The sequence below is a fragment of the Variovorax davisae genome (assembly GCF_030316845.1).
Taxonomy (GTDB): Bacteria; Pseudomonadota; Gammaproteobacteria; order Burkholderiales; family Burkholderiaceae_C; genus Variovorax; species Variovorax davisae.
On the sequence record NZ_JASZYS010000009.1, the window covers coordinates 261,355 to 284,769 of the forward strand.

General features: G+C 69.8%; 21 protein-coding genes. 5 read left to right on the forward strand and 16 right to left on the reverse strand.

The features are described 5' to 3' along the window. Positions 1–54 precede the first annotated feature (54 nt). From QTI33_RS21715 to QTI33_RS21765, 11 genes are all read right to left on the reverse strand, one after another. Positions 55–1,209 carry an ABC transporter substrate-binding protein gene (locus tag QTI33_RS21715; RefSeq protein WP_286508336.1) on the reverse strand — a complete coding sequence of 385 codons (1,155 nt, stop codon included), beginning with the start codon at positions 1,207–1,209 and terminating at the stop codon, positions 55–57. A 145-nt stretch (positions 1,210–1,354) separates the two neighbouring features. After that, positions 1,355–2,080 carry an SDR family oxidoreductase gene (locus QTI33_RS21720; protein ID WP_286508337.1) on the reverse strand — a complete coding sequence of 242 codons (726 nt, stop codon included), beginning with the start codon at positions 2,078–2,080 and terminating at the stop codon, positions 1,355–1,357. Continuing rightward, entirely contained in the window at positions 2,077–2,889 is an 813-nt protein-coding gene (locus QTI33_RS21725) for a cyclase family protein (protein ID WP_286508338.1), read from the reverse strand. The genes QTI33_RS21720 and QTI33_RS21725 overlap by 4 nt, the downstream gene beginning before the upstream one ends. Positions 2,890–3,017: 128 nt before the next feature. After that, a complete protein-coding gene (locus QTI33_RS21730) occupies positions 3,018–4,277 on the reverse strand; it encodes an SDR family NAD(P)-dependent oxidoreductase (RefSeq protein WP_286508339.1) in 1,260 nt (419 codons plus the stop codon). Continuing rightward, entirely contained in the window at positions 4,274–5,443 is a 1,170-nt protein-coding gene (locus QTI33_RS21735) for a thiolase family protein (protein ID WP_286508340.1), read from the reverse strand. Before QTI33_RS21735 ends, QTI33_RS21730 begins: the two co-directional genes overlap by 4 nt. Next, complete coding sequence (locus QTI33_RS21740; RefSeq protein WP_286508341.1) at positions 5,440–7,065, reverse strand: AMP-binding protein; 1,626 nt, start codon at positions 7,063–7,065, stop codon at positions 5,440–5,442. The genes QTI33_RS21735 and QTI33_RS21740 overlap by 4 nt, the downstream gene beginning before the upstream one ends. Positions 7,066–7,072: 7 nt before the next feature. Then, positions 7,073–7,558: an aromatic-ring-hydroxylating dioxygenase subunit beta gene (locus tag QTI33_RS21745; protein WP_286508342.1), complete on the reverse strand. Its 486-nt coding sequence runs from the start codon at positions 7,556–7,558 to the stop codon at positions 7,073–7,075. Further along, the gene (locus QTI33_RS21750; protein ID WP_286508343.1) at positions 7,558–8,871 is read right to left on the reverse strand and encodes an aromatic ring-hydroxylating dioxygenase subunit alpha; all 1,314 of its coding nucleotides are present in this window, start codon (positions 8,869–8,871) and stop codon (positions 7,558–7,560) included. Before QTI33_RS21750 ends, QTI33_RS21745 begins: the two co-directional genes overlap by 1 nt. A 14-nt stretch (positions 8,872–8,885) precedes the next feature. Further along, positions 8,886–9,878, reverse strand: coding sequence for a PDR/VanB family oxidoreductase (locus QTI33_RS21755; protein ID WP_286508345.1), 993 nt, complete (start codon positions 9,876–9,878; stop codon positions 8,886–8,888). Between the two features lie 16 nt (positions 9,879–9,894). Next, positions 9,895–11,385, reverse strand: coding sequence for an indolepyruvate oxidoreductase subunit beta family protein (locus tag QTI33_RS21760; protein ID WP_286508347.1), 1,491 nt, complete (start codon positions 11,383–11,385; stop codon positions 9,895–9,897). Positions 11,386–11,395: 10 nt separating this feature from the next. After that, positions 11,396–13,573, reverse strand: coding sequence for a thiamine pyrophosphate-dependent enzyme (locus QTI33_RS21765; RefSeq protein WP_286508349.1), 2,178 nt, complete (start codon positions 13,571–13,573; stop codon positions 11,396–11,398). A gap of 112 nt (positions 13,574–13,685) precedes the next feature. Between QTI33_RS21765 and QTI33_RS21770 the strand changes: the two genes are divergently transcribed. Continuing rightward, complete coding sequence (locus QTI33_RS21770; protein WP_286508350.1) at positions 13,686–14,189, forward strand: MarR family winged helix-turn-helix transcriptional regulator; 504 nt, start codon at positions 13,686–13,688, stop codon at positions 14,187–14,189. Between the two features lie 9 nt (positions 14,190–14,198). On the opposite strand, the gene QTI33_RS21775 is transcribed toward QTI33_RS21770, so the two are convergent. The 4 genes from QTI33_RS21775 to QTI33_RS21790 are packed head-to-tail and all read right to left on the reverse strand — an operon-like array spanning position 14,199 to position 17,998. Next, a complete protein-coding gene (locus QTI33_RS21775) occupies positions 14,199–15,143 on the reverse strand; it encodes a quinone oxidoreductase family protein (RefSeq protein WP_286508351.1) in 945 nt (314 codons plus the stop codon). Continuing rightward, on the reverse strand, positions 15,140–15,940 hold the full coding sequence (locus tag QTI33_RS21780; RefSeq protein WP_286508352.1) for an alpha/beta fold hydrolase: 801 nt from the start codon (positions 15,938–15,940) through the stop codon (positions 15,140–15,142). The genes QTI33_RS21775 and QTI33_RS21780 overlap by 4 nt, the downstream gene beginning before the upstream one ends. Beyond that, on the reverse strand, positions 15,937–16,935 hold the full coding sequence (locus QTI33_RS21785; protein ID WP_286508353.1) for a 3-hydroxybutyryl-CoA dehydrogenase: 999 nt from the start codon (positions 16,933–16,935) through the stop codon (positions 15,937–15,939). The genes QTI33_RS21780 and QTI33_RS21785 overlap by 4 nt, the downstream gene beginning before the upstream one ends. Then, positions 16,925–17,998, reverse strand: a complete 1,074-nt coding sequence (locus QTI33_RS21790; RefSeq protein ID WP_286508354.1) for an NAD/NADP-dependent octopine/nopaline dehydrogenase family protein — start codon at positions 17,996–17,998, stop codon at positions 16,925–16,927. Before QTI33_RS21790 ends, QTI33_RS21785 begins: the two co-directional genes overlap by 11 nt. A gap of 149 nt (positions 17,999–18,147) precedes the next feature. Between QTI33_RS21790 and QTI33_RS21795 the strand changes: the two genes are divergently transcribed. After that, positions 18,148–18,888: a FadR/GntR family transcriptional regulator gene (locus QTI33_RS21795; RefSeq protein WP_286508355.1), complete on the forward strand. Its 741-nt coding sequence runs from the start codon at positions 18,148–18,150 to the stop codon at positions 18,886–18,888. Here QTI33_RS21795 and QTI33_RS21800 read toward each other — a convergent pair. After that, complete coding sequence (locus QTI33_RS21800; protein WP_286508356.1) at positions 18,885–19,880, reverse strand: LacI family DNA-binding transcriptional regulator; 996 nt, start codon at positions 19,878–19,880, stop codon at positions 18,885–18,887. The genes QTI33_RS21795 and QTI33_RS21800 overlap by 4 nt on opposite strands. Positions 19,881–20,161: 281 nt before the next feature. Between QTI33_RS21800 and QTI33_RS21805 the strand changes: the two genes are divergently transcribed. From QTI33_RS21805 to QTI33_RS21815, 3 genes are all read left to right on the forward strand, one after another. Then, positions 20,162–21,121 carry a Bug family tripartite tricarboxylate transporter substrate binding protein gene (locus QTI33_RS21805; RefSeq protein ID WP_286508357.1) on the forward strand — a complete coding sequence of 320 codons (960 nt, stop codon included), beginning with the start codon at positions 20,162–20,164 and terminating at the stop codon, positions 21,119–21,121. Between the two features lie 46 nt (positions 21,122–21,167). Continuing rightward, complete coding sequence (locus QTI33_RS21810; RefSeq protein ID WP_286508358.1) at positions 21,168–22,319, forward strand: L-talarate/galactarate dehydratase; 1,152 nt, start codon at positions 21,168–21,170, stop codon at positions 22,317–22,319. A 4-nt stretch (positions 22,320–22,323) separates the two neighbouring features. Continuing rightward, positions 22,324–23,415 (forward strand): UxaA family hydrolase (locus QTI33_RS21815; protein WP_286508359.1); only part of this gene is annotated, 1,092 nt, incomplete at its 3' end.

The window sequence follows — 23,415 nt, forward strand, 5'->3', positions numbered from 1 at the left end:
GTCGGGGGTGGGCGGCTACACGAAGTGAGCCAACCTGGGGGCGAGCCAAGTTCATCAGGGAACCAGTTTCCATTGGCCTTTTTCGAGCTTGACGATGACGCGCGAGCGCTCGTCGGAGCCGTAGCGGTCGTCGGGCTTGAAGTTGTAGACGCTGTGGGTGCCGACCAGCTCCTTGGTGTTGACGATCGCGTCGCGCAGCGCCACGCGGTAGGCCGGCGTGCCGGGCTCGCCCTTGGCGCGCGCGGCGGCGTCGAGGAACAGCAGCCAGGCATCGAAGGAGTAGGCCGAGAAGGCATCGGTCGGCGGCGCGCCGTTGGCCTTCTGGTAGGCGGTGCGGAAGTCCATCGAGACCTTGCGGATCGGATTCGCATCGGGCAGCTGCTCGGCCACGATCACCGGGCCGGTCGGGGCCAGCAGGCCTTCGACCGAGGGGCCGCCGACGCGCACGAAGTCGGGGTTGATCAGGGCGTGCATGCCGTAGATCTGGCCCTTGTAGCCGCGCTCGGCGAGCGCCAGGTAGGGCAAGGCGCCGGGCGTGCCCGAGGTGCCGGTGATCACCGCATCGGGCTTGAGCGCGACGATCTTCAGCACCTGGCCGGTGACCGACGAATCGGCGCGCGCATAGCGCTCGTTCGACACCACCTGGATGCCGGCCGGCTCGGCGCTCTTCTTGAGCGCGTCGTAGACCAGGTCGCCCCAGGCGTCGGAGAAGCCGATGTAGCCCACCGTCTTGACGCCCGACTTCTTCATCCGCTCGACCACCGCGCTGACCATCAGCGGCGCCGGCTGCGGCAAGGTGACCATCCAGGCGCCGTCGTCGCCCGGGAGGTTGGCGTTGGCGATCGAGATCAGCGGCGTCTTGGTCTCGCGCGCCACCGCGGCGATCGCCAGCGCGCCGGGCGAGCCCGCGGTGCCGATGATGACGTCGACCTTGTCCTCGTCGATCATCTTGCGCGCGTTGCGGGCGGCGGTCGACGGGTCGGAGGCATCGTCGAGCTGCACCAGCTGGATCTTGCGGCCGTTGAGTTCCGACTTGTAGGCCACCGCGGCCTTCATGCCCTTCTCGTAGGGGATGCCCAGCGAGGACACGGGCCCCGACAGCGAGGTGATGAAGCCGACCTTCAGGTCGGCGGCCAGCGCCGTGGCGTGGAAAGCGCCGAAGCCGGCCGCAAGGCCCGCCAGTGCGCAGAGTCGGGTCAAGACTTTCATGCAAAGCTCCTCAGGTTGGAGACGAACGACGAAGCGGGGACTTCAAACAAGAACATGATTTATGAAATGTTTAAGTGTCAAGAATGCTAATGAAGCGACGTTGCGATGGCAAGGGAGAGAACCATGAATTCGCGCGCGTTCGGCGTCACAGCGCCAGGCTGCCGACGCTCGTGCCGCCGCACACGTAGAGCACCTGCCCCGTGACGAAGCCGTTCTCGGGATCGGCGAAGAAACGCACGGCCCGTGCCACGTCGGCCGATTCGCCGAGGCGCCGCACCGGCACCGACGCAGCGAGCGCGCGCTCGCGCTCGCTGCCGGCCTCGACGACGTCGTAGAACATGTCGGTGCGGATCGGTCCCGGCGCGACCACGTTGACCGTGATGCCCTCGGGCGCGAGTTCGAGCGCCCAGGTGCGCGCCATGCCGAGCATGCCGGCCTTGGTCGCCGAATAGCTGGTGCGCGTCTGCAGGCCCAGGGCCGCGCGCGACGACAAGAGCACGACGCGGCCGAATCGCTGCGCGCGCATCGCCGGCAGCGCCGCCTGCACCAGCTGGATGGCACAGCCCAGGTGCAGGTCGACCAGCGCGTCGAGGTCGTCGAGCTTGACGTCGGCGACCAGCGCAGCGCGGATGACGCCGGCGTTGTGCACCACGGTGGTCACCTCGAAGCGCCGCACCAGCTCGGCCACCGCCTGCGCGGTGGCGGCGCGATCGGCCAGGTCGACCTCGATGCTGTGCAGCTTCGGATGGTCGATGTCGCAGCGCCGGCGTGCCAGCGAAACGACCTCGTAGCCTTGCGCGAGCAGGTCTTCGCAGATGGCGCGGCCGATGCCGGCACTGCCGCCGGTGACCGCAGCGACCTTGGCCGTCATGCGCCGGCTCCGACGAGCGCCAGCACGCGCAGCGGACTGCCGCTGCCCTTCTCGATCTTGAGCGGCGGGCAGATCAGCACCGCGCCCGCGGGCGGCAGCAGGTCGAGGTTGCTGAGGCACTGCAGCCCGTAGCGGCCGGCCCCATGCATGTAGTAGTGGCAAGGGTACGGCGGGCGCAGGTGGTAACCCTGCCCGGCATCGGTGCCGATCGCTTCGGAGCCGAAGCCGATCACGTCGCGCTCCTCGACCAGGAAGCGCACCGCCTCGGTGCTCGGGCCCGGCGTGTGCTGGCCGGTCTCGTCGAAGTTCTGGTAGGCCTCGGGGTCCTGCCGCTTCGACCAGTCGGTGCGCATCAGCGCCCAGGCGCCCTTCGGGATCCGACCGTATCGGCTTTCGTAGCGCTCGATGTCGGCGATGCTCAGCAGGTAGTCGTCGTCGCCTTTGACCTGCTCGGAGCAGTCGATCACGCAGGCCGGCGCGACGAAGTGCTGCACGGGGATGGTGTCGACCGAGTTGTTCGGCAGGTCGCGGCCCGAGATCCAGTGGATCGGCGCATCGAAGTGCGTGCCGGTGTGCTCGCCGCACGAGAAGTTGTTCCAGTACCAGCCCGGCCCGCGTTCGTCGTACTTCGACACCTCCTCGATGCGGAAGGGCCAGCACTGGCCCATCTCGGGCGGCAGCGCGATCTGCGGAAACTCGGGCGTCAGCGTCTGGGTGAGGTCGACCACGCGGATCCGGCCGCTGGCCATCGCGCTCACCAGCCCACCGAGGATCTCGGCGGCGGACATCAGTTCGGTCGTGGTGGTCATTGATTCGCTCCTGCGTTCGGTTTCATTCCAGGAATACCGCGGAACCGGCTTTGCCGGGCCGCTGGTATTGCCCCCTTGAGGGGGAGCTCGCTACACGAAGTGAGCGAGATTCGGGGGTGGCTCATGTTCTAGCCGCCGGCCGCGAGTTCGCGTTCCAGGATCTTGGGGTTGTCGCGCCAGCGCTCCAGCCACTCCTGCGCCACGTCGCCGGGGTACACGTCTTCCACGCCATCGCGCAGGGCCTTCACGATGGCGTTGGCCAGCGCGCTGCCGGCCAGCTTGGGCGGCGGCGTGTGCTGGTTCCATTCGTCGTCGATCGGCCCAGGAAACACGTTGATCACGCGGATGCCGGCCGGCCGCATCTCGGCACGCAGGCACTGGGCCAGCGAATGGGCCGCCGCCTTCGAGGCACTGAAGGTGCCGTGCGGCGGGAAGTTGCTGAGCGCATAGATCGACAGCAGGTTGACCCAGGCCGTGGCGCCGGTCGCGCCGTCGGCCGAGCGGCCCTTGAGCGCCGGGCCGAACTCCTGCGCCAGCCGCAGCAGGCCGAAGTAGTTGATGTCCATCTCGGCCTTGGCGACATCGGTGCCGCGCCGCGACCCGATGCCGAAGCTGCGGTGCACCTCGGCGTTGTTGATCACGATGTCGACCTTGCCGCCGATCTCGCCCGCCAGCTCGGTCACCGAGCGGCCGTTGGTGAGGTCCAGCGGCACCAGCGTCACCTGCGGCAGCGCCGTGATGTCTTCCAGGCCGCCCATCTTCTTCCAGGGCTCGGCATGGCCGACCCAGACGATGTCGGCGCCGGCCTTGACCAGCGCGCGCACGATCGCCTGGCCGACCTCGGTCTTGCCGTCGGTGACCAGCACCTTGCGGAACTTCGGGTCGCTGGTCATTTCTCTGAGCATCTTGTCGTCGGCCATGTGGGCGCTCCCTTCGTTCGGAAATCCAATCAATACCGCCTGCCCGGCGCGGTCGAGCCGGGCGCCCACGCGCACGCGCGCCGGCGCCTGATCGCTGTCCACGACCTCGCCATGCAGGTGGACCATCAGCGTCGGCCCGGCGTCGAGCCGCACCAGGCCCAGCCGCCACGGCAGGCGTTCGCGGAAGAACAGGTCGTTGCTGTGGTGCAGCGTGGTGCTGCTGAGCAGTTCGCCCTCGCCGCCTTGCTCGCGCCAGTGCAGGCGCGGCGACAGGCACTTGTGGCAGGCCTCGCGCGGCGGGTACTGCACGGTGCCGCAGTCCTCGCAGGTCTGCAGCTCGAAGCGGCCCTCGGCCGCGGCCGCGGTGATGCCCAGCGCCACCCGGCCGCGGGCCCACGGCGGCAGGTTCATCTGCCGGGTGCGCAGCACCGGGTTCTTGCGCTTGGGGCGCATGAGCGGCATGGTCATGAAGGTCTCCCGAGAATGACGGCGCCGGTGCACAGGCAGCGGTCGTAGGTGACCATGCCGAAGCCGGCCACCAGGCCCAGGCGGGCATCGGGCACGGTGCGCGGACCGGCCGTGTCCGTCAGTTGCCGGATCGTCTCGGTCATCCCGAGAAAGCCGCCTGCCGCCCCAGCCTGCCCCGCCGACAACTGCCCGCCGCTGGTGTTGTTCGGAAAGCTGCCGTCATGCGTCATCGTGTGCGACTGCACGAAAGCCGAGCCCTCGCCCTTCTCGCAGAAGCCGAGGTCTTCGAACTGCATCATCACGATCACCGGGTAGTCGTCGTAGGTCTGGACGAAGTCGATGTCGGCGGGCCGCACGCCGGCCTGGGCATAGAGCTCGTCGCGATCCTGGCGCCAGCCGCCGCGCACCATCACCGGGTCTTCCGAGTAGGCGTTGTGGCGCTCGATCGCGCCGCGGATCACCGCGTGCGGCAAGCCCAGGTCGCGCGCCCGCTCCTCGCTCATCACCAGGAAGGCCTCGGCGCCGGCGCAGGGCATCACGCAGTCGAACAGGTGGATCGGATCGGAGATCGGCCGCGCCGCGATGTATTCGTCGAGCGTCAGCGGCTTCTTGAACATCGCGTTCGGGTTCTTGAGCGCGTTGCTGCGCTGGTCGACGCAGATGCGGCCGAAGTCCTCGCGCGTCGCGCCGAAGGTCCGCATGTAGTGCGACGTGATCATCGCGAAGATCGAGTTCGGGCCGCCCGAGCCATACGGGTAGGTGGCATCGCGCGCGAAGTTGCTGAAGCTGCCCAGCGTCTGGCGGAAGGAATCCACGTGGTTGGTGTCGGCCGCCACGCAGGCCACCACGTCGGCGTCGCCGGCCTGCACCGCGCGCGCTGCACGCCGCAGGCACATCACGCCCGAAGCGCCGCCGGTCGGCATGTGGTCGAGCCAGCGCGGCGACAGGCCCAGGTGCTGGGTCACGCCGACCGCGGTGTCGGGCGCCAGCGAGAAGCTGCTGACGCAGAGGCCGTCGATCTGCTCCTTGGCGATGCCGCTGGCCTTGACCAGCGCTTCCATCGCCTGGCCGAGGAACCAGTGGGCGCCGAGGGTCGAGTAGCGCTGGTACGGCACGGTGACGGGCACCGCGACCGCCACGCCCTCGTAGGACATCCGCCTGCTCATGACTGCCTCTTCTTCATCGCGCGCGTGTCGATGCAGTGCGCCTGCCCCGGCAGCGCGTGCGCCAGTTCGCGCAGCTGCCCGCGCTGGATCTTCTGCGAGGCCGTGAGCGGCAACGCATCGACGAAGGCGACGTAGCCCGGCGCCTTGTAGTAAGCCAGTTGCGCCAATGCATGGGCAACGATGCTGGCGGCCAGTTGTTCAGGCGCGCAAGCCGCGTCCTCGTGCAGCACGATGCAGGCCAGCACCTCGTCGCCCCGCACCGCATCGGGCGTGGCGGCCACCGCGGAGGTCTTCACGGCCGGGTGCTGGTTCAGCACGCTCTCGACTTCGACAGCGGAGATGTTCTCGCCGCTGCGGCGGATCACGTTCTTCTTGCGGTCGACGAAGAAGAAGTTGCCCTCGGCGTCGCGCCGCACCAGGTCGCCGGTGTGGAACCAGCCATCGGCCCAGGCTTCGGTCGTGGCCGGCTCGTCCTTCAGGTAGCCCGAGAAGAAGTGCGCCCGCGGATCGGCGCCGGCCGAACGCACCAGCAGTTCGCCCGGCGCGTCGACTGCGACCTCGCGGCCCTGGTCGTCCACCAGCCGCACTTCCATGAAATCCGGCAGCCGCCCGAAGCAACTGGTGCCGACCAGGCGCGGCTCGCGGTTGGCCATCACGCAGGCGGCGGCGCCGGTCTCGGTCATGGCCCAGGCCTCGACCAGCGGGAAGCCGAAGCGCTGCTCGAAGGGCGCGTGGTTCTTGCGGTCGACGCCGGCGCCGAAGCCCCAGCGGATGGCGTGGTCGCGGTCGGAGGCCGACGGTGGCGCAGACAGCAGCATCGCGGGCATCACGCCGAGGTAGTGGGCAATGGTCGCCCCCGACTCTCGGGCGCTCTGCAGCCAGGTCTTCGGATGGAAGCGATCCAGCTGCACCAGGCAGCCCCCCGCGACCAGCACCACCATGGTCGAGAAGGCCATCGCATTCATGTGGTTGAGCGGCAGCGGCGTGATCACGCGCTCGGCATCGCGGCGGATGCTGCAGACGCCGTCGAGCGCCGCATACCAGTCGCCCGCGCACAGGAAGTAGGCGTTGGACAGGATGCAGCCCTTGGGCCGTCCCGTGGTGCCCGAGGTGTAGAGCAGCGCGCATTCGGTGTCGGCGCCGATCGGCCGGCCGGCATGCGGCGCCGCGCTGCGCGCCGGCGGGATCGCGTCGACGGCGTCGGCTTCCATCGTGTCGAAGGCGATGCCCGCCTCGGCCGCCGCCGCGCGCAGGTCGGCCGCCCGTTCGGGCAGCGTCACCGCGAGGCCGATCTCGCTGTGGCCGATCAGGTAGATCAGTTCGGCCGAGCGCATCTCGGCATTGATCGGCACCACGCTGACACCCAGCGCATTGAGGGCCAACCAGTGCAGCAGGAAGGCGGGCCGATTCTCGAGCAGCAGCCCGACGCGGTGGCCATGGCCGTAGCCGGCGGCGGCGTAGGCGATGCGCAAACGTTCGACCCCTGCGTAAGCTTCGCCCCAGCGGATCGCGCCGGCAGGGATGCCGTAGGCGGCGGCGGTCACCGACTCGGTGAACAGGAACTCAGCCTGCGGCGTGCGCCGCGCTGTGGCGGCGAAGACATCGTGGACGGTGGCGTGCATGGCGTCCCTAGATGAACAGTTGCACCGCCGGCAGCGCGGCGTCGCAGTTGAGGAGGTTGACCCGCTTGAGCGTCATGCGCAGCGCACCATCGACCACGACCAGGTGATGGAAGAAGGTGCCGACGTAGAACTGCAGCTCGTCGCCCTGCGATTCGGTGTAGTGGAACTCGGTGCGCACCACGAAGCGCCCGCCCTCGACATCGAAGGCTTCGACCGTCGGCGTCTGCAGCAGGTGGTGGCAGCGGCTCGGCGGCTGCTGCGAGAAGGCGCGCGGGCTCTTGAGCCGCTCGATGCGCAGTTCGCGCAGCAGCTTGTCCTCGTAGAGATGCGAGGTGTGGTTGAGGCCGTCTTCCTGGTCGGGCACCAGCGGCACCCAGTAGAAGGCGTCATCGGTGAAGAGCGCGTTCCACTCCTCGTAGCGCCTGGCGTCGAGCAGGCGTGCTTCGTGGACCACGAAGTCGATCAGGTCCTGGCGGGTCACATCGGCCGGCATCACATCGTCTCCGTCATGTACTTGGCCCAGGTGCGGTACTGGTTGCGCATCGGCAGCTCGCTGGTGCCGACCGTGGTGATCTCGCCGCCCGCGGTCTCGGCCGGATCGAAGTTGCGATGCAGGCTGACCCATTCGTTGCCGCTCGCATGCAGGCCGGCCTGGATGCCGCGGTAGGCCTGCAGGTCGTCGTGGCCCACCACCGAGAAGGGGGAATTGATCAGCCGGTTGTACATGGTCGTGCGCTGCAGCAGCTCGGGCGGCGCGCCCTTCAGGCGGAAGGTCCAGCTCTCGACCAGCGTCTTGTCGACCGCGATCGGCCGCACCACGCGGATCGCCTGGATCGCGCCCTTGATCGTGAGGTTCGGGTAGTACACCGTGTTGTGCCGCGCCATGCCGAGGATCTGCGCGGTGCGCTCGGCGCCGTACTTCGCCTTCATCGCGTCGTCGTATTCGGGAATCGCCTTGTACTTGCTGTGGATGCTGAAGTTGACGCCCGTGAAGCTGTGGCCATTGTCGTAGGTGCGCACCCCCATGTCCTCGAAGAACTTGTAGTCCGACATGAAGGGCACGAACTGCTCGATCGCCATCGGCTTGGGCTCGTCCTCGGGCTTGCCGGCCCACATGCTCTTGGCGGTGCCGGCCGACGATTCGTGCGCCACCATCGGGTGCATCGTGTCGTTGAGGTTCTCGACGAACATCTTCCAGTTGCACTGGTGCATGAAGCGCAGGCAGCCGCCGGCGATCTCGAGCTCGCCCTCGGGCGAACGATCGGCCATGTTGTCGATCGAGCTCAGCGAGTCGCCGAAGAATTCCTCGAAATCCGGCCCGACGTCGTTGATCTTGACGAAGATGAAGCCGCGGTGGCTGCGCACGTTCTTGATCGTGGTGAGGCCCTTGGCCGATTCGCATTCGTGCAGCTGCGTGCCTTCGTAGCCGTTCTTCAGCGGGATCGACAAGAGCGAGCCGTCGGTCTTGAAGGTCCAGGCGTGGTACGGGCAGCGGAAGAACTTGCCCGTGTTGCCGCAGGGCGCGCTCACCAGCCGCGAGCCCTTGTGGGCGCAGCGGTTCATCATCGCGCGCACCGTGCCGTCGGTGTGGCGCACGATGATCAGGGGCCGGCCGGCGATCTCGGTGTTGAGGTAGTCGCCGGTCTTCGGAAGCTGGCTCTCGTGGCCGACGTAGTTCCAGGTGTTGGCGAAGAAGTGCTCCTGCTCCAGCGCGAACAGCTCGGCGCTGGTGTAGAGGTCGCGGTGCACGCGGTCGGGCTGCACCAGCGCCCGCACTGCTTCGGGGTTGCCTCGGTACGAAGTCATGTCTCGTTGCTCCTTCAGATGTCGAGCACCAGCCGCTGCCCCTTGGCGCGCGAGATGCAGATCTGGATCACGTTGCCTTGCGCCTTCTCGCGCGCGGTCAGCACATAGTCGCGGTGGTCGATCTCGCCTTCCATGACCGGCGTGGCGCAGACGCCGCATTCGCCGCGCTTGCAGTCGAACATCGGGTCGCAGCCGTGCTCGATCAGGCAGTCGAGGATGCTCTGGTCGGCCGGCACCGTGAAGCGCTGGCCCGATTGCGCCAGCTCGACCTCGAAAGCGTGGTCGCCCTCCTCCACCACCGGCGTGGTGAAGAGCTCGAAGTGCACGCGGTCGTGGGTCCAGCCGCGGGCCTGGGTCTGGGCCAGGACGGCGTCGAGCATGAGCTTGGGCCCGCAGACATAGAGCCGGTCGCCGGCCGCGATGCCGTCGAGCATGGCGCCGATGTCGAAGGGCCCGCCCTGCTCGACGTCGGCATGCAGGCGCAGGTCGTCGCCCAGCAGTGCTTCGAGTTCGGGCAGGAAGGCCATCAGCGCGCGGCTGCGCCCGGCGTAGTGCATGCGCACCGGCAGCCCCTCGGCCCGGCGGCGGGTCGCCATGCTGGCCAGGGGCGTCACGCCGATGCCGCCGGCCAGCAGCACCGTGCCGCCGGGGCCGGTGTGCAGCGGGAAGTCGTTCTTGGGCACCTCGATCGTGACCGTGTCGCCTTCGCGCAGGCGCTCGTGCATGAAGCGCGAGCCGCCGCGGCCCTCGGCCTCCTTGCGCACCGCGATCACGTAGTCGGTCGGGGCCTCGGTCGCCTTCGCATCGGCGGAAAAATTGATCAGCGAGTAGTGGCGCCAGTCGGCCGAGCCGTCGGGCAGCTGGACGCGCACGCGGATGTGGGCGCCGGCGGCAAAGCCGGGCAGCACGCCGCCATCCGGCGATCGAAGCCTGAAGGTCTTGATCAGCGGGTTCAGTTCGCGCGCTTCGGCGACGCGCAGTTGCAGGGTCATCGGCTGGGCGGTCATGGCGGCTTCCGGTGGTTCAGGCGAGCGCGTGCCGCGCGAGCACGGCCTGCAGCTTGTGGCCGTGCTCGTCGGCCAGCGCCGCGTCGCGCAGTTCGCGCAGGGTGGCCGGCGCGATGGCGCCGCCGGCACGCTGCACGGCCGCCATCACGGTGTCGTAGTTGCGCAGGCCGCGCTCGTGGGTGTCGCTGTAGCCCTTGACCAGGCGCTGGCACTGGGCGACTTCGACCGCCAGCGCGGGATGGTGCGGCGCGGTCTCGGCGATGCGCGCCAGCCATTCCTCGATGCGCCGGTTCTCCTCGGCATAGCGCAAGGTCGAGCGGCGCCAGCGCTTGCAGGCCGCCACCGTGCGCAGCATCAGGTAGCCGCGCAGCGAACTGGTCTGCACCACGCGGCCCTTCTGCGTGAAGTGCTCGACCACGCGGCGCGGCAGGCGCGACGCCATCAGCCAGCGGCCGACGCCGGCCGGCAGGGTTTCGCAGATCTCCTGCAGCCGCGGATGCATGTACTCGTTGATCGCCAGCACCTGGCCGTCCTGCACGCGGGCCTCGCCGCGCACCCGCTCGAAGCGCGTCGCGCGGGTCTTGAGCGCCGCGACCCGGGCCGTGTCCTCGTAGGACATCCACAGCGCCAGGTGGCGCGCGGTCTCGCGCAGCAGGCGGCCTTCGTCGTCACCCGGCAGCGCCGCGACGACGGACAAGCGGTCGAGGTAGAGGCCCGCGTAGTCCAGGTCCTGGTAGTCGATCAGGCGGCGTACGCCTTCCAGCAGGAAGTGCCGTGCCGAAGCCGGAAAGTCGCGCTGCACGCGCTCGACCAGGGCCCGCACCGCGGGATGGCGCGGCTGCGGCGCGGCCACCTCCGGCACCACGGCTGCCGGCTCCAACTCTCCTTGCGCCCGCGCGAAGGCGCCGCCGAAGGCCCGCAGGCTGGGCTTGACGCCGACCCCGCCGCGTTCGATCGTGGCCTCGAACTGGGCCCGGCCGAAGGGCAGCACGCCGGCGCCCGCGAGGGCGCCGAACAGCACCGCGCTGATCACGCTGCCCGAGGCTTCGGCAGCCTGCGCCATGTCGAAGCGGATGAAGCGCTGGGCGGCGCGCTCGGCATGCTTGAGCAGTTCGCTGCTGTCGACCCGGCCGTCGCCGAGCGCGCTCTTCTCGGCGATCGAGTAGACCCGGTGAGTGGATGCGATCAGCGTCGTGCGGTCGCGCGTGACCAGCCCGCGCTGCACCGCGCGGCCGGCTTCCATGAGCTCGGAGGCCAGCACCACGTCGACGTCGCCCGGCAGCGGCATCAGCGCCAGCACCGGCCGGCCGCCGTCGGCCTCGGCCTGCGCCTCGGGGTAGAGCTCGACGTAGTAGATGGTGGCGCCGGTGCGCTGGGCCACGCCCGGCACCGAGGTGGTCTGCGCCAGGTAGCCGTTGGCCTCGCCCATGTCGACGATCCAGTCGGCCAGCACGCCGCCGCCCTCGCCGCCCATGGCCAGAATCGCAATCTTGATCGGTTGAGTCATGGAATTCGCCCTAGAAGGCATAGGCCGCGCGGCGCTTGGCCTCGCCCTTTTGCAGCCAGCCGATGACCTTGGCGCGGAAGCGCTCGCGCACCAGGTCCCAGCGGCTGGGGTTGCTCACGATCTGCGCCTTGTAGAACGAGGGGCACAGCACGGCCGCATGCGAGACCTCGCCGCAGACGCCGCAGCCGACGCAGCTGTCCATCACGGTCGCCACCGGGTCGGTGCGCAGCGGGTCGGGGTTGGGCTTGATCGACAGCGAGGGGCAGCCCGACAGCCGGATGCACGAGTGGTCGCCGGTGCAGGTGTCGGAGTCGACGCCGAACTTCTCGCGCACCATCCGCTTGCCGTCGGCGATCGCCTTGCGCACCAGCGGCTTTTCGCGCCGCTGCCGGTTCAGCATGCATTCCGACTGGGCGATCAGCACCTTGGGGCCCTTCTCCTTCGTCGTCAGCGCGTCCTTCAGCGCATCGCGCATGCCGGCGACGTCGTAGGTGCGGCGCAAGGTCCGGACCCACTTCACGCCGACGCCGCGCACCGCGCGCTCGATCGCATGGCCGGTGCTGCGGGTCGCATTGTTGGCGCTCGACGACAGGATGTCCTGGCCGCCGGTGGCCGAGGTGTAGTTGTTGTCGACCACGATGGTCAGGTTGTCGCTGCGGTTGAAGACCGCGTTGGCGACGCCGCTGGTGAGGCCGTTGTGCCAGAAGCCGCCGTCGCCCATCACCGAGATCGCGCGCTTGCCCGCCGGCGCATTGAGCGCGGCCGCGCCGGCACCGCCCAGGCCATAGCCCATGGTGGTGTTGCCGATGTTGAAGGGCGGCAGGATCGAGAACAGGTGGCAGCCGATGTCGGCGCTCACGTGGTGGGCGCCGAGCTCGCGCTCGACCAGCTTCATGGCGCTGAAGATCGGCCGCTCGGGGCAGCCGGTGCAGAAGCCCGGCGGCCGCGCATGGACGCTGTCGCCGAGCGGCAGCGCGGGCTCGGGCGCGGCATCGACGCCGATCGCCGCCACCTCGGTCAGCGCAATCACCTTGCGCACCGGCGCCGGCAGCGGCTGCAGCCGGCCGTAGCGCTCGCCGAAGGCGCGTGCGCCCTTGAGCAGTTCGGCCGCCGTGTATTCGCCGGCCACCGGCAGCATGTCCTTGCCGTGCAGCGCGGTGGTGGAACCGGCCTGGCGCAGGATGGTCGCCAGGTTCTGCTCGACGAAGTTGGGCTGGCCCTCTTCGACGATCAGCACGGCGCGCTTGCCTTCGCAGAAGCGCAGCACCTCGCGCTCGATCACCGGGTAGGCCACGTTCATGACGTAGAGCGGGATCTTCGAATTGCCGTACACGTCGGCCAGGTCGAGCCGCTCGAGCGCGCGCACCAGCGTGTTGTAGCTGCCGCCCTGCACGATGATGCCGATGTCGTCGGCGCCCTCGGCGAAGAACTCGTTGAGCTGGCGGTCTTCGATGAACTTGACGGCGGCGGGCCAGCGCTCGCGCACCTTCTCCTGCTCGTGGACGAAGCTGGCCGGCGGCAGCACGATGCGGCCGACGTCGCGCTGCGGATTCTCGAGCGCATCCTGGAGCGTGAACTTGGCGCGCTTGTTGTCGCCGGCGACGAAGTGCCCGTGCACGTGGCAGGCCCGGATGCGCAGCTGCAGCATCACGGGCGTGTGGCTGGCCTCCGAAAGCTCGAAGCCCTGCTTCACGGCCTCGACGATCGACGGCAGGTTGGGCCGGGGATCGAGCAGCCAGATCTGCGACTTCATCGCGAAGGCGTGGCTGCGCTCCTGCATGATCGACGAGCCCTCGCCGTAGTCCTCGCCGACGATGATCAGCGCGCCACCGGTGACGCCGCCCGAGGCCAGGTTGGCCAGTGCGTCCGACGCCACGTTGGTGCCCACCGTCGCCTTGAAGGTCACGGCGCCGCGCAGCGGGTAGTTGACCGAGGCCGCCAGCGTGGCGGCGGCCGTGGCCTCGCTGGCGCTATTCTCGAAGCGGATGCCATGCTCGCTGAGGATGTCCTGCGCGTCGGCCAGCACATCCATCAGGTGCGAGATCGGTGCACCCTGGTAGCCCGCGACGTACGACACGCCGGACTCCAGCAAGGCCTTGGTGACTGCCAGAATGCCTTCACCGCGGAACACATCGCCAGCGGAAAGCCGCAGCTTCTTCACCTCTTCGACGAACGAGCGCTCTGCCATCGTGTTCCTTCATTCGTGGGGACTGCGGGGCCGCATTTCGGCACCGCGGTCTCTATAATGTTGACAACTGAATGTATTCACAATCATGAATAACCCTAGACATGCAAGCAGCGTGCCCGCCACAGGTCCGGGGCCTTTCAGGGAGGCGGCGGCGCCGAGCCACCGCTTCGTCGACGACTACCTGCCCGCGCTGCTGGCGCAGGCGAGCCAGCTGATCTCCTCGGAGTTCCACCGGGTGGCGCGCCAGCACGGCTTCTCGGTCTCGGAGTGGCGGGTCATGGCCTCGCTGGCGGGCAGCGAGGCGATCAGCATCGGGCAGCTGGCGCAGATCACGGTGACCAAGCAGCCGACCGTGACCCGGCTGCTCGACCGCATGGAAGCGCGCGGCCAGATCGAGCGCCTGCCCCATGACAGTGACCGGCGTGTCACGCTGGTGCGCATCACCGACGCCGGCACCAAGGCGGTGGAGCATTTGATGGAGCTGGCGCGCGAGCATGAACTGCGGGTGCTCGAGCCCTTCGGCCTGGAGCGCGCGGAAGAGCTCAAGCGCACGCTGCGCCACATCATTGCGCTGCATGCGCAGGCGCCGGGCGAAGCAGTCGAAGAAGAAGACTGAAGGTCGGCCTCAGGGCCGGGCCACCAGCACCGCCCGGCCCCGATGGCCGCGCTGGGCGATCCAGTCCAGGGCGGTGGCGGCGTCCTCGAGCGCGAAGGGCTGGACGTCCAGGCGCAGCGTGCCGTCGGCCAGCCGCGCCAGCAGCTGCGGCGCCGCCGCCCGGCCAGCGGCGTCGCGGCGGAACATGTTGAGCGGCAGCAGCGCCACGTCGCGCTGCAGGAACTGCGCGAGGTCCAGGGCCAGCCCGTTGCCCGCGGTGTAGCCCACCAGCACGGCGCGGCCGCCGGCGTCCACGCGCGCCAGGGCGGCAGCCAGCACCGCGCCGCCGACGGTGTCGACCAGCAGCTCGGCCGAGACCGAAGCCAGCGCGGCGGAAGGATCGTCGCCCAGCACCAGCACCTGCGCCGCGGGCGGCAGCGCCGCCCCCTGCGCTGCGTGGCCCACCGCCGCGATCACCTGCGCACCGGCGTCGAGCGCCAGCTGCACCGCCAGCGAGCCGACCGCACCGGTCGCGCCGGTCACCAGCACGCGCTCGCCGGCACGCAGCCGGGCGATGTCGTGCAGCGCCACCCAGGCCGAGGTGCAGGGAGAGAAGAAGGCCGCGCCGAGCGTCGCCGGCACCGCATCGGGCAGCAGCCCCAGCGCCTCGTCGGGCGCATCGATCAGGTCGCACCAGGTGCCGTCGAACAGCGTGCCCAGGCCGCAGCCGCGCAGCCACACGCGCTGGCCCACGGCATGGCGGCTGCTCGCGACCACCACGCCCGCGGCCTCGACGCCCGGCGTGTAGGGGAACGGCGGGTGCTTCAGGAAATGGCCGCCCCAGACGGTGCGGTCGATGTGGCCGACCGTGGCGGCCTCCATCCGCACGATGGTGCGGCCGGCGCGCAGCGGCGGCTCGGCCACCTGCGCCAGCCGCGGCGGCGCGCCGAAGGCCGCCACGCGCATCGCCTTCATGCCAGCGTCTCCAGGAAGGCGAGCACGGCGGCGGCGAAAGCCCCGGGCAGCTGGTCGGGCAGCGGCACCATCCCGCCCGGGATGTCGACGATGCGCGCCTGCGGCAGCGCCTGCTGCAGTTCGGCCGCATGCGGCGCGGCGAAGGGGTCCTCGGTGGCGCGCAGGATCAGCGCCGGCTGGACGACCCGATCGATGCGCGCCTCCATCCGGTAGGCCGCGACCGCGCGGTGGCCGTCCTCGGGGCTGCCGCTGACCTTGAGCGCATCGCGCACGAAGGCCTCCAGCAGTTCCGGCCGCCCGGCCGGATAGAAGCCCTGGCGACGCTGCCAGAGCGCGGCCAGGTGGCTGCCGTCGCCGCTCGGCGCCACCTCGTCGATCGGTGGCCGTCCGGCGCGCAGGCGCCGGAAGGCGGCATCGGTGAAAGGCGTCGACGACAGCACCAGGCCACGCACCCGCTCGGGCGCGCTGGCCGCGATCTCGATCGCGATCACGCCGCCGGTGTGATGGCCGACGACATCGGCCCGCGCGATGCCCAGGGCGTCGAGCAGTTCGAGCGCGATCCCGGCCCAGGCCTCGATGCTGGCGGGCCCGTCGACGGCGGCCGAGTCGCCGAAGCCGGCGGTGTCCATCGCGATCGCACGCCGGCGTGTACCGAGCAAAGGCAGCACCGCGCGGTATTCGGTCCAGCTGCGCGGCGACTGGTGCAGCAGCAGCACCGGCGGCGCCTCTGCCGCGCCGCACTCGGCGTAGTGGACCTGGCCCACCGACAGGTCGGCAAAGGCGCGCCGGATCGTCATGGCTGGGTCTCTGCGGCGGGCGGCTGCCAGAGCCCGGCATGCCGCAGCATGCCCAGCGTGCGCGACAACACGTCGCGGCGGTAGGCACCGACGTCGCGCCCTTCGTAGTCGTAGAAGCCGCTGCCGCTCTTCAAGCCGAGCCGGCCTTCATCGACCATCCGGTCGACGATCGCGGGCGCCGTGTAGCGGGCACGGTCGATCGAGGCCGACATCTCACGGCTCGCGTGATGCAGGATGTCGCAGCCGCCGAAGTCGATGAACTCGACCACGCCGAGCGCCGCGAAGCGCAGCCCCAGGCCGTAGCGGGTGGCCTTGTCGATCTCCTCGGCGGTGGCGGCGCCCTCCTCGATCATGCGGGCCGCCTCGTTCATGACCAGCGCCTGCAGCCGCGGCACGATGTAGCCGGGCGTCGCGCCGCAGACCACCGGCAGCTTGCCGATGCCCTCCATGATCGCCTTGGTGCGCGCCAGCACGGCCGGGTCGGTGCCCGCATGGCAGCTCAGCTCGACCACCGGGATCACGTAGGCCGGGTTGAGCCAGTGCATGTTGAGGAAGCGCTCGGGCCTGCGCACCAGCGCGGCCAGCTGCGTCACGAGGATGCTGCTGGTGGTCGAGGTGATGATGGCGTCGTCACGGCAATGCCGGTTGAGCCATTCGAAGGCCTCGCGCTTGGCTTCGAGGGTCTCCGGCACGCCCTCGAACAGCAGCTCGGCGGCGCCGAGCGCGGCCGGTGCGTCGGTGGCGTTCACGAACTCGACCCGCGCCGCGATCGCCGCCACCTGCGCGGCCTCGATCACGCCGAGCTGGGCCAGCCCGGAGAGGCTGCCTTCGATCTCGGCCCGTGCTTCGTTGCGCAGCGTCTGCCAGGCCTCGTCGCTGCGCGGGCGCAGGTCGACCAGCGCGATGCGATGGCCCGCATAGGCGAAGGCGATCGCGATGCCGCGGCCCATCCGGCCAGCCCCCACGGCGGCGAAGCGCGGCAGGTCATTCGCCATCGTGCAGTCTCTTCTTGAGTTGCGCCGCGCTCAGCTCGGAGAGGCCGAGCGTCTCCAATGTGCGGGGTCCCCGGCGCAAATCGCGCCCGAGGAAGCCGCCGACGATCGCCAGCAGGCCGTGCGCGATCGGCGCATCGACGCCGGTGAAGCGCGCCGCCGAGGCCAGGAAGGCCAGCCCGAGCTCGGTGTCCTCGGTGATGTAGCGGTGCGTGTGGAGGTCGATGTTCTCGCGCCAGTCGCCCGACTTCACCAGTTGCTTGTGGGCGTCGCCGTACATCCACTGGTCGTTGTTGTAGTGGTCGGCCAGCGGATAGTGCGGCGCCCCCTGGCCCAGGGCCTCGCGCACCGCGATGCGTTCCTGGTCGAGCCGGTCGGTGACGTCGCGCACCGCGCGCTGGGTGCCCTCGTTGTGGATGTCCCAGCGCTCGAAATGCTGCAGCGGCGCGGCGTTCATGACCATCAGAGGCGGGTGGATCACCGGGCCGGCGTTCATCAGCGCGCCCGACAGCGCATCGCCGCAGCCGTGCACCGCGGGATAGGCGCGGCGGATCACCTCGATGGCCTGCGCCTCCTTGCGCGCCGGATAGACGCCGGTGGGCAGGCGGATGGCGCGGATCGTCACGTTCACCTCGCGCTCGCCGTGCTTGCGCGCCAGATACGGCAGCGTGCCGGTCTCGGCCCAGGCCACGTCGGCGCGGCTGCCGGCCTCGGCCACCTGGCGCGCCATCACGTAGCTGCCGAAGGTGCCGGGCGGCAGGAACACCACCTGGCCGTCGACCAGGTGCGGCGCCATCGCGCGGGCGATGTCCTGCTGGGCGATCGCGGGGGTGGGGATCACGATCAGTTCGGCCCCGCGCAGCGCGGCGCCGATGTCGGGCGTGGCGAGCGCGATCGCCACGTCGCGGCTGCCGTCGGCATCCTTCAGCGTGATCGATCCGGCCTGCACGACCGCGGCCAGCGCAGCGGCGTCGCGGCGCCACAGACGGACTTCATGGCCGGCTTCGGACAGGTCGGCAGCGGCTGCATAGGCGCCGTGGCCGCCGCCGAGGATTGCGATTTTCATGGGTTGCAGTCGAAGTGGAACAGGAGGAGGCGTCAATACATTACTTTTCAACGTTTCATGTGTCAACTAAAAACGGCCCGTGTTCGCGTTTCCCCCGACCCCCTTCGTTGGCGGCCCATTTCTGGACCGTCCGGCCCCTTTCGGCTAGCATGAATGACAACGTTATCAAGATGCAGACCCCCCACCGATCCCTGCCGCGCAACCTGAGCATGGGTGTGGTCGACGCCCTGAGCCACCGGATCCGGATCGGCCCGCTGCGCGCCGGCGACAAGCTGCCGACCGAGGCCGAGATCATGAGCGAGTTCGGCGTCAGCCGGACCGTGGTGCGGGAAGCGCTGTCGCGCCTGCAGGCCGCCGGAATGGTGCGCTCGCGCCGGGGCGTCGGCACCTTCGTGGTCGGCGCCTCACGCGCCAAGCCCTTCCGGGTCGACAGCAGCCCGGACGACAGCCTGCCGCAGGCGCTGGCGCTGATCGAGTTGCGCATCGGCCTGGAATCCGAAGCCGCCGCGCTCGCGGCGCAGCGCCGCGACGGCGCCGATTTGGCGGCCATCGCCGGCGCGCTGAACGCCTTGCGCAGCGCCATGGCGCAGGGCATGGACACGGCGGTGCCCGACTTCCAGCTGCATCTCGAGATCTCGCGCGCGGCCCACAGCCCGCATTTCGCCGCCGTGCTGGAGGCGCTGGGCCCGGCCTGCGTGCCCACCGCCTTCCTGGAAGCTGCGGGCGGCGAAGAGCTCGGCATTGCCACCATCGACCAGGTGCTGCTGGAGCACCGCCGCATCGTCGACGCGATCGCGCAGCAGGACGCCGATGCGGCCCGCGCCGCGATGCGCACCCACCTGGTGAACGGGCGCGAGCGGCGCCGTGCGTCGGAACTGCCGCAGCGCTAGGTCGACTGCCGCTCGACGATCCGGAAGCCGACGTCGATCACCGGCTGGGCCACCGCCTCGCCGCGGCAGCGCGCGACCACCATCCGCGCCGCCAGCCGGCCGATCTCGGCGCCGTCCACATGGACGGTGGAGATCGACGGCACCGTGTGGGCCCCGAAGTCGGCATTGCCGAAGCCGCAGATCGCGAGGTCCTGCGGCACCCGCAGGCCGCGCGCCAGCGCCTCCACGATCACGCCATGCGCGAGCTGGTCCGAGCTGCAGCAGATCGCCTCCAGGCCCGGATCGGTCTCGAGCAGTTGCGCGAGCGCACGCCGGCCCAGCTCGAGGCTGCTGGGCGCGGGCACGAAGGCGGTCGGCAGCTCGCGCCCGATCGTGGTCTGGAAGCCGTCGCGGCGCATCCGCGCCCGATGGTCGTCGCCGGAGGCGATGCCGATCCGCTTCCATCCCTTGCCGAGGAAATAGCCGCCCAGCGCGCCGCCCACCTTCAGGTGCGAGAAGCCCACCACCATGTCGATCGGCCGGTCGCTGAGGTCCCAGGTCTCGACCACCGGAATGCCCGAGCGGCGCAGCCGGTCGCGGGCCCGCTGGGACTGCACCAGGCCGGTGATGACGATGCCGTCGGGCTGGCGGCCGATCATCGCGTTGAGCACCGATTCCTCGCGCTCGGCGTCGTAGGCGGTCTGGCCCAGGATCAGCTGGTAGCCGGCCGCGGCGAGCTCGTTGGTCAGGACCTGCACGGTCGGCAGGAACTGAGACACCGAGAGCGCCGGCACGATGCCGCCGATCATGAGGCTGCGCTTCGACTTCAGGCCGCCGGCGAGCAGGTTCGGGATGTAGCCGGTCGACGCGACTGCGGCCTGCACTTTCTCGATCGTCTTCGGCGACACCACGCCGGGGTTGCCGAGCGCGCGCGAAGCGGTGATCAGCGACACGCCTGCCGCCTTGGCCACGTCGTGGAGCGTGGCCGCCTTGAAGGGAGAAACGTCGTTCATTCGGGCGTCTGGCGTTGGATCATGGGAGCCTACCAAATCGGCGGGCCGCGCGTTGACATCGTTAACAGCGGGCGCGTTGCCTCACCTGCGCCGGCGCGAAGCCGGGAAAACCCCCATCCCGGCCCCGGTTGACGCAGGAAAATGACAACGATATCATTTCTATCGGAAGCTCATACCGGTATTCGGTCCATCGATAGAGGCTCGATTCAATGCGGGCGCCCCTCGTCCGGCCCGCTTCCCCGGCCAAAAATGACAACGTTATCAAATCAAGGAGACATGGCATGAAGAAGTACCTGGGCGCGATCGCGCTGAGCCTGGCGGCCCTGGCCGCCCACGGGCAGGGCTGGCCCGAGAAGACCGTCACGCTGGTGGTCCCGTTCCCGCCCGGCGGCTCGACCGACCAGGTGGCGCGCGCGATCGTGCCGCGGCTCAGCGAGAAGCTCAAGCAGTCCTTCCTGGTCGACAACAAGGCCGGGGCCACCGGCACCATCGGCGCCACCTTCGTCAAGCGGGCTCCGGCCGACGGCAGCACCTTCCTCGTGACCTCGCTCGGCCCGCTGGTGATCGTGCCGCACCTGGTCAAGGGCCTGCAGTACGACGCGCTGAAGGACTTCGACCTGATCACCGTCGCGGTGGCATCGCCCAACGTGCTGGTGGTGCCGGCGAACTCGCCGCACAAGAGCGTGGCCGACGTCATCGCCAGCCTGAAGGCCCACCCCGGCAAGATGACCTTCGCGTCGGCCGGCAACGGCTCCAGCGACCACCTCACGGCCGAGCTGTTCTGGCAGCAGACCGGCACCCAGGGCCTGCATGTGCCCTACAAGGGCGGCTCGCCGGCCCACACCGACCTCATGGGCGGCCAGGTCGACGCGTCGTTCCAGAACATCAACTCGGTCGCGCAGTACATCAAGGGCGGCCGGATGCGCGCCCTGGCGATCACCAGCCCGAAGCGCTCGCCGGTGCTGCCCGAGGTGCCGACGCTGGCCGAAGCGGGCGTGAAGAACGTGGAGGTGGCGTCCTGGCAGGCCATCGTCGCCCCCAAGGGCCTGGCCCCCGCGGTGCGGGACAAGGCCCATGCCGCCTTCGTCGAAGCACTCAACGACCCGAAGGTCAAGGAGCAGTTCACATCGATCGGCTTCGAGATGGTCGCCAACACCCCGGCCCAGTTCGCGGAGTTCCAGCAGAAGGAATACGCGCGCTGGAAGACCGTGGTCGAGACCGGCAAGATCACCATCGACTGAGCGCGCCCCGCCGCCGTCCCCGCCCACCCCGACCCGACCCACCGTCATGACCCCCTCCTCCCCTTCCTTCACGAGCGACAGCATCACCTGGGTTCGCATCTCGTCGTGCTATCTGCCGCTGGCCAACCCGATCAGCGACGCCAAGGTCCTGACCGGGCGCCAGAAACCGATGACCGAGATCGCGATGCTGTTCGCCGAGATCGAGACCCGCGATGGCCACCGGGGCCTGGGTTTCAGCTATTCCAAGCGGGCCGGCGGGCCGGGCCAGTTCGCGCACGCGAAGGAAATTGCGCCGGCCCTGATCGGCGAGGACCCGAGCGACATCTCGAAGCTCTGGACCCAGCTGTGCTGGGCCGGCGCCTCGGTCGGCCGCAGCGGCATGTCAGTGCAGGCGATCGGCGCCTTCGACGTCGCGCTGTACGACCTCAAGGCCCGGCGTGCCGGCCTGCCGCTGGCCAAGCTGCTCGGCGCGCAGCGCGACTCGGTGCAGTGCTACAACACCTCGGGCGGCTTCCTGCATACGCCGCTGGAGCAGCTGCTGGTCAATGCGCAGGCCTCGCGCGAGCGCGGCATCGGCGGCATCAAGCTGAAGGTCGGGCAACCCGACCGCGCGCTGGACGTCCGGCGCGTGGAGGCGGTGCGCAAGCACCTGGGCGACGACATGCCGCTGATGGTCGATGCCAACCAGCAGTGGGACCGGCCGACCGCGCAGCGCATGTGCCGCATCTTCGAGCAGTACCAGCTGGTCTGGATCGAAGAACCGCTCGATGCCTACGACTTCGAGGGCCACGCCGCGCTCGCGGCCCAGTTCGACACCCCCATCGCCACCGGCGAGATGCTGACCAGCGCGGCCGAGCACGGCGAACTCATCCGCCATCGCGCCGCCGACTACCTGATGCCGGATGCGCCGCGCGTGGGCGGGATCACGCCGTTCCTGAAGATCGCAGCCCAGGCCGAACAGGCGGGCCTGAGCCTTGGCCCGCATTTCGCGATGGAGCTGCACGTGCATCTCGCGGCCATCTACCCGACCGAGCCCTGGGTCGAGCACTTCGACTGGCTCGAGCCCCTGTTCAACGAGCGCCTCGAGATCCGCGACGGCCGCATGCGGGTGCCGACCCGCCCGGGCCTCGGCCTGAGCCTGAGCGAGCAGGTCGCCGGCTGGACGCGCGAAGCGGCCGAGATCGGTCGGCGGGCCTGACACCATGACGGACACTTCCACGCCCAAGCCGCCGCTCACCATCCTCATGCACGAACGCGACAACGTCGCGATCGTGGCCAACGACGGCGGCCTGGCGGCCGGCACCGTGCTCGCCTCGGGCCTCGCGCTGCGCGAGAAAGTGCCCCAGGCCCACAAGGTGGCGCTGGTCGACATCCCCGAGGGCGGCGTGGTGCGCCGCTACGACGTGCCGATCGGCTATGCCCTCAAGCACATCCCGGCCGGCAGCTGGGTGCACGAGCGGCTCTTGAAGATGCCCGCCGCACGCGAGCTCGACGGCCTGCCCATCGCCACCGTCCAGCCGCCCGCGATGCCCCCGCTCGAGGGCTACACCTTCGAGGGCTTTCGCAATCCGGACGGCTCGGTCGGCACCCGCAACATCCTGGCCATCACCCAGACCGTGCAGTGCGTGGCCGGCGTGACCGACTTCGCGGTCCAGCGCATCAAGGCCGAGCTGCTGCCGAGGTTCCCCAACGTCGACGACGTCGTGGCGCTGGCCCACGGCTACGGCTGCGGCGTCGCCATCGACGCCCCCGACGCCGTCATCCCGATCCGCACCCTGCGCAACATCAGCCTCAACCCCAACTTCGGCGGCGAGGTGATGGTGGTCAGCCTGGGCTGCGAGAAGCTGCAGCCCGAGCGGCTGATGCCCCCGGGCACCATCCCGCTGATCGACGAGCGCAACGTGGCCGATGTCGGCGCCAGCGCCGACGCCCAGCTCGACGTGGTCTGCCTGCAGGACGAGGCCCATGTGGGCTTCATGTCGATGGTGGAGTCGATCCTGCGCCAGGCCGAGGAGCACCTGGAGCGCCTGAACGACCGCCGGCGCGAGACGGTGCCCGCCAGCGAGCTGGTGGTCGGCGTGCAGTGCGGCGGCAGCGACGCCTTCTCGGGCGTGACGGCCAACCCGGCGGTGGGCTTCTGCACCGACTTGCTGGTGCGCGCGGGCGCCACCGTGATGTTCTCGGAGGTCACCGAGGTGCGCGACGGCATCGACCAGCTGACCTCGCGCGCGACCACGCCCGCGGTGGCCGAGGCGATGATCCGCGAGATGGCCTGGTACGACGCCTACCTGGAC

What these genes read in the sequence shown, in the direction of transcription:
- QTI33_RS21715 (WP_286508336.1), bottom strand. Translation starts at nt 1,209, where the DNA reads ATGAAAGTCTTGACCCGACTCTGCGCACTGGCGGGCCTTGCGGCCGGC.
- QTI33_RS21720 (WP_286508337.1), bottom strand. Translation starts at nt 2,080, where the DNA reads ATGACGGCCAAGGTCGCTGCGGTCACCGGCGGCAGTGCCGGCATCGGC.
- QTI33_RS21725 (WP_286508338.1), bottom strand. Translation starts at nt 2,889, where the DNA reads ATGACCACCACGACCGAACTGATGTCCGCCGCCGAGATCCTCGGTGGG.
- QTI33_RS21730 (WP_286508339.1), bottom strand. Translation starts at nt 4,277, where the DNA reads ATGACCATGCCGCTCATGCGCCCCAAGCGCAAGAACCCGGTGCTGCGC.
- QTI33_RS21735 (WP_286508340.1), bottom strand. Translation starts at nt 5,443, where the DNA reads ATGAGCAGGCGGATGTCCTACGAGGGCGTGGCGGTCGCGGTGCCCGTC.
- QTI33_RS21740 (WP_286508341.1), bottom strand. Translation starts at nt 7,065, where the DNA reads ATGCACGCCACCGTCCACGATGTCTTCGCCGCCACAGCGCGGCGCACG.
- QTI33_RS21745 (WP_286508342.1), bottom strand. Translation starts at nt 7,558, where the DNA reads ATGCCGGCCGATGTGACCCGCCAGGACCTGATCGACTTCGTGGTCCAC.
- QTI33_RS21750 (WP_286508343.1), bottom strand. Translation starts at nt 8,871, where the DNA reads ATGACTTCGTACCGAGGCAACCCCGAAGCAGTGCGGGCGCTGGTGCAG.
- QTI33_RS21755 (WP_286508345.1), bottom strand. Translation starts at nt 9,878, where the DNA reads ATGACCGCCCAGCCGATGACCCTGCAACTGCGCGTCGCCGAAGCGCGC.
- QTI33_RS21760 (WP_286508347.1), bottom strand. Translation starts at nt 11,385, where the DNA reads ATGACTCAACCGATCAAGATTGCGATTCTGGCCATGGGCGGCGAGGGC.
- QTI33_RS21765 (WP_286508349.1), bottom strand. Translation starts at nt 13,573, where the DNA reads ATGGCAGAGCGCTCGTTCGTCGAAGAGGTGAAGAAGCTGCGGCTTTCC.
- QTI33_RS21775 (WP_286508351.1), bottom strand. Translation starts at nt 15,143, where the DNA reads ATGAAGGCGATGCGCGTGGCGGCCTTCGGCGCGCCGCCGCGGCTGGCG.
- QTI33_RS21780 (WP_286508352.1), bottom strand. Translation starts at nt 15,940, where the DNA reads ATGACGATCCGGCGCGCCTTTGCCGACCTGTCGGTGGGCCAGGTCCAC.
- QTI33_RS21785 (WP_286508353.1), bottom strand. Translation starts at nt 16,935, where the DNA reads ATGGCGAATGACCTGCCGCGCTTCGCCGCCGTGGGGGCTGGCCGGATG.
- QTI33_RS21790 (WP_286508354.1), bottom strand. Translation starts at nt 17,998, where the DNA reads ATGAAAATCGCAATCCTCGGCGGCGGCCACGGCGCCTATGCAGCCGCT.
- QTI33_RS21795 (WP_286508355.1), top strand. Translation starts at nt 18,148, where the DNA reads ATGAATGACAACGTTATCAAGATGCAGACCCCCCACCGATCCCTGCCG.
- QTI33_RS21800 (WP_286508356.1), bottom strand. Translation starts at nt 19,880, where the DNA reads ATGAACGACGTTTCTCCCTTCAAGGCGGCCACGCTCCACGACGTGGCC.
- QTI33_RS21805 (WP_286508357.1), top strand. Translation starts at nt 20,162, where the DNA reads ATGAAGAAGTACCTGGGCGCGATCGCGCTGAGCCTGGCGGCCCTGGCC.
- QTI33_RS21810 (WP_286508358.1), top strand. Translation starts at nt 21,168, where the DNA reads ATGACCCCCTCCTCCCCTTCCTTCACGAGCGACAGCATCACCTGGGTT.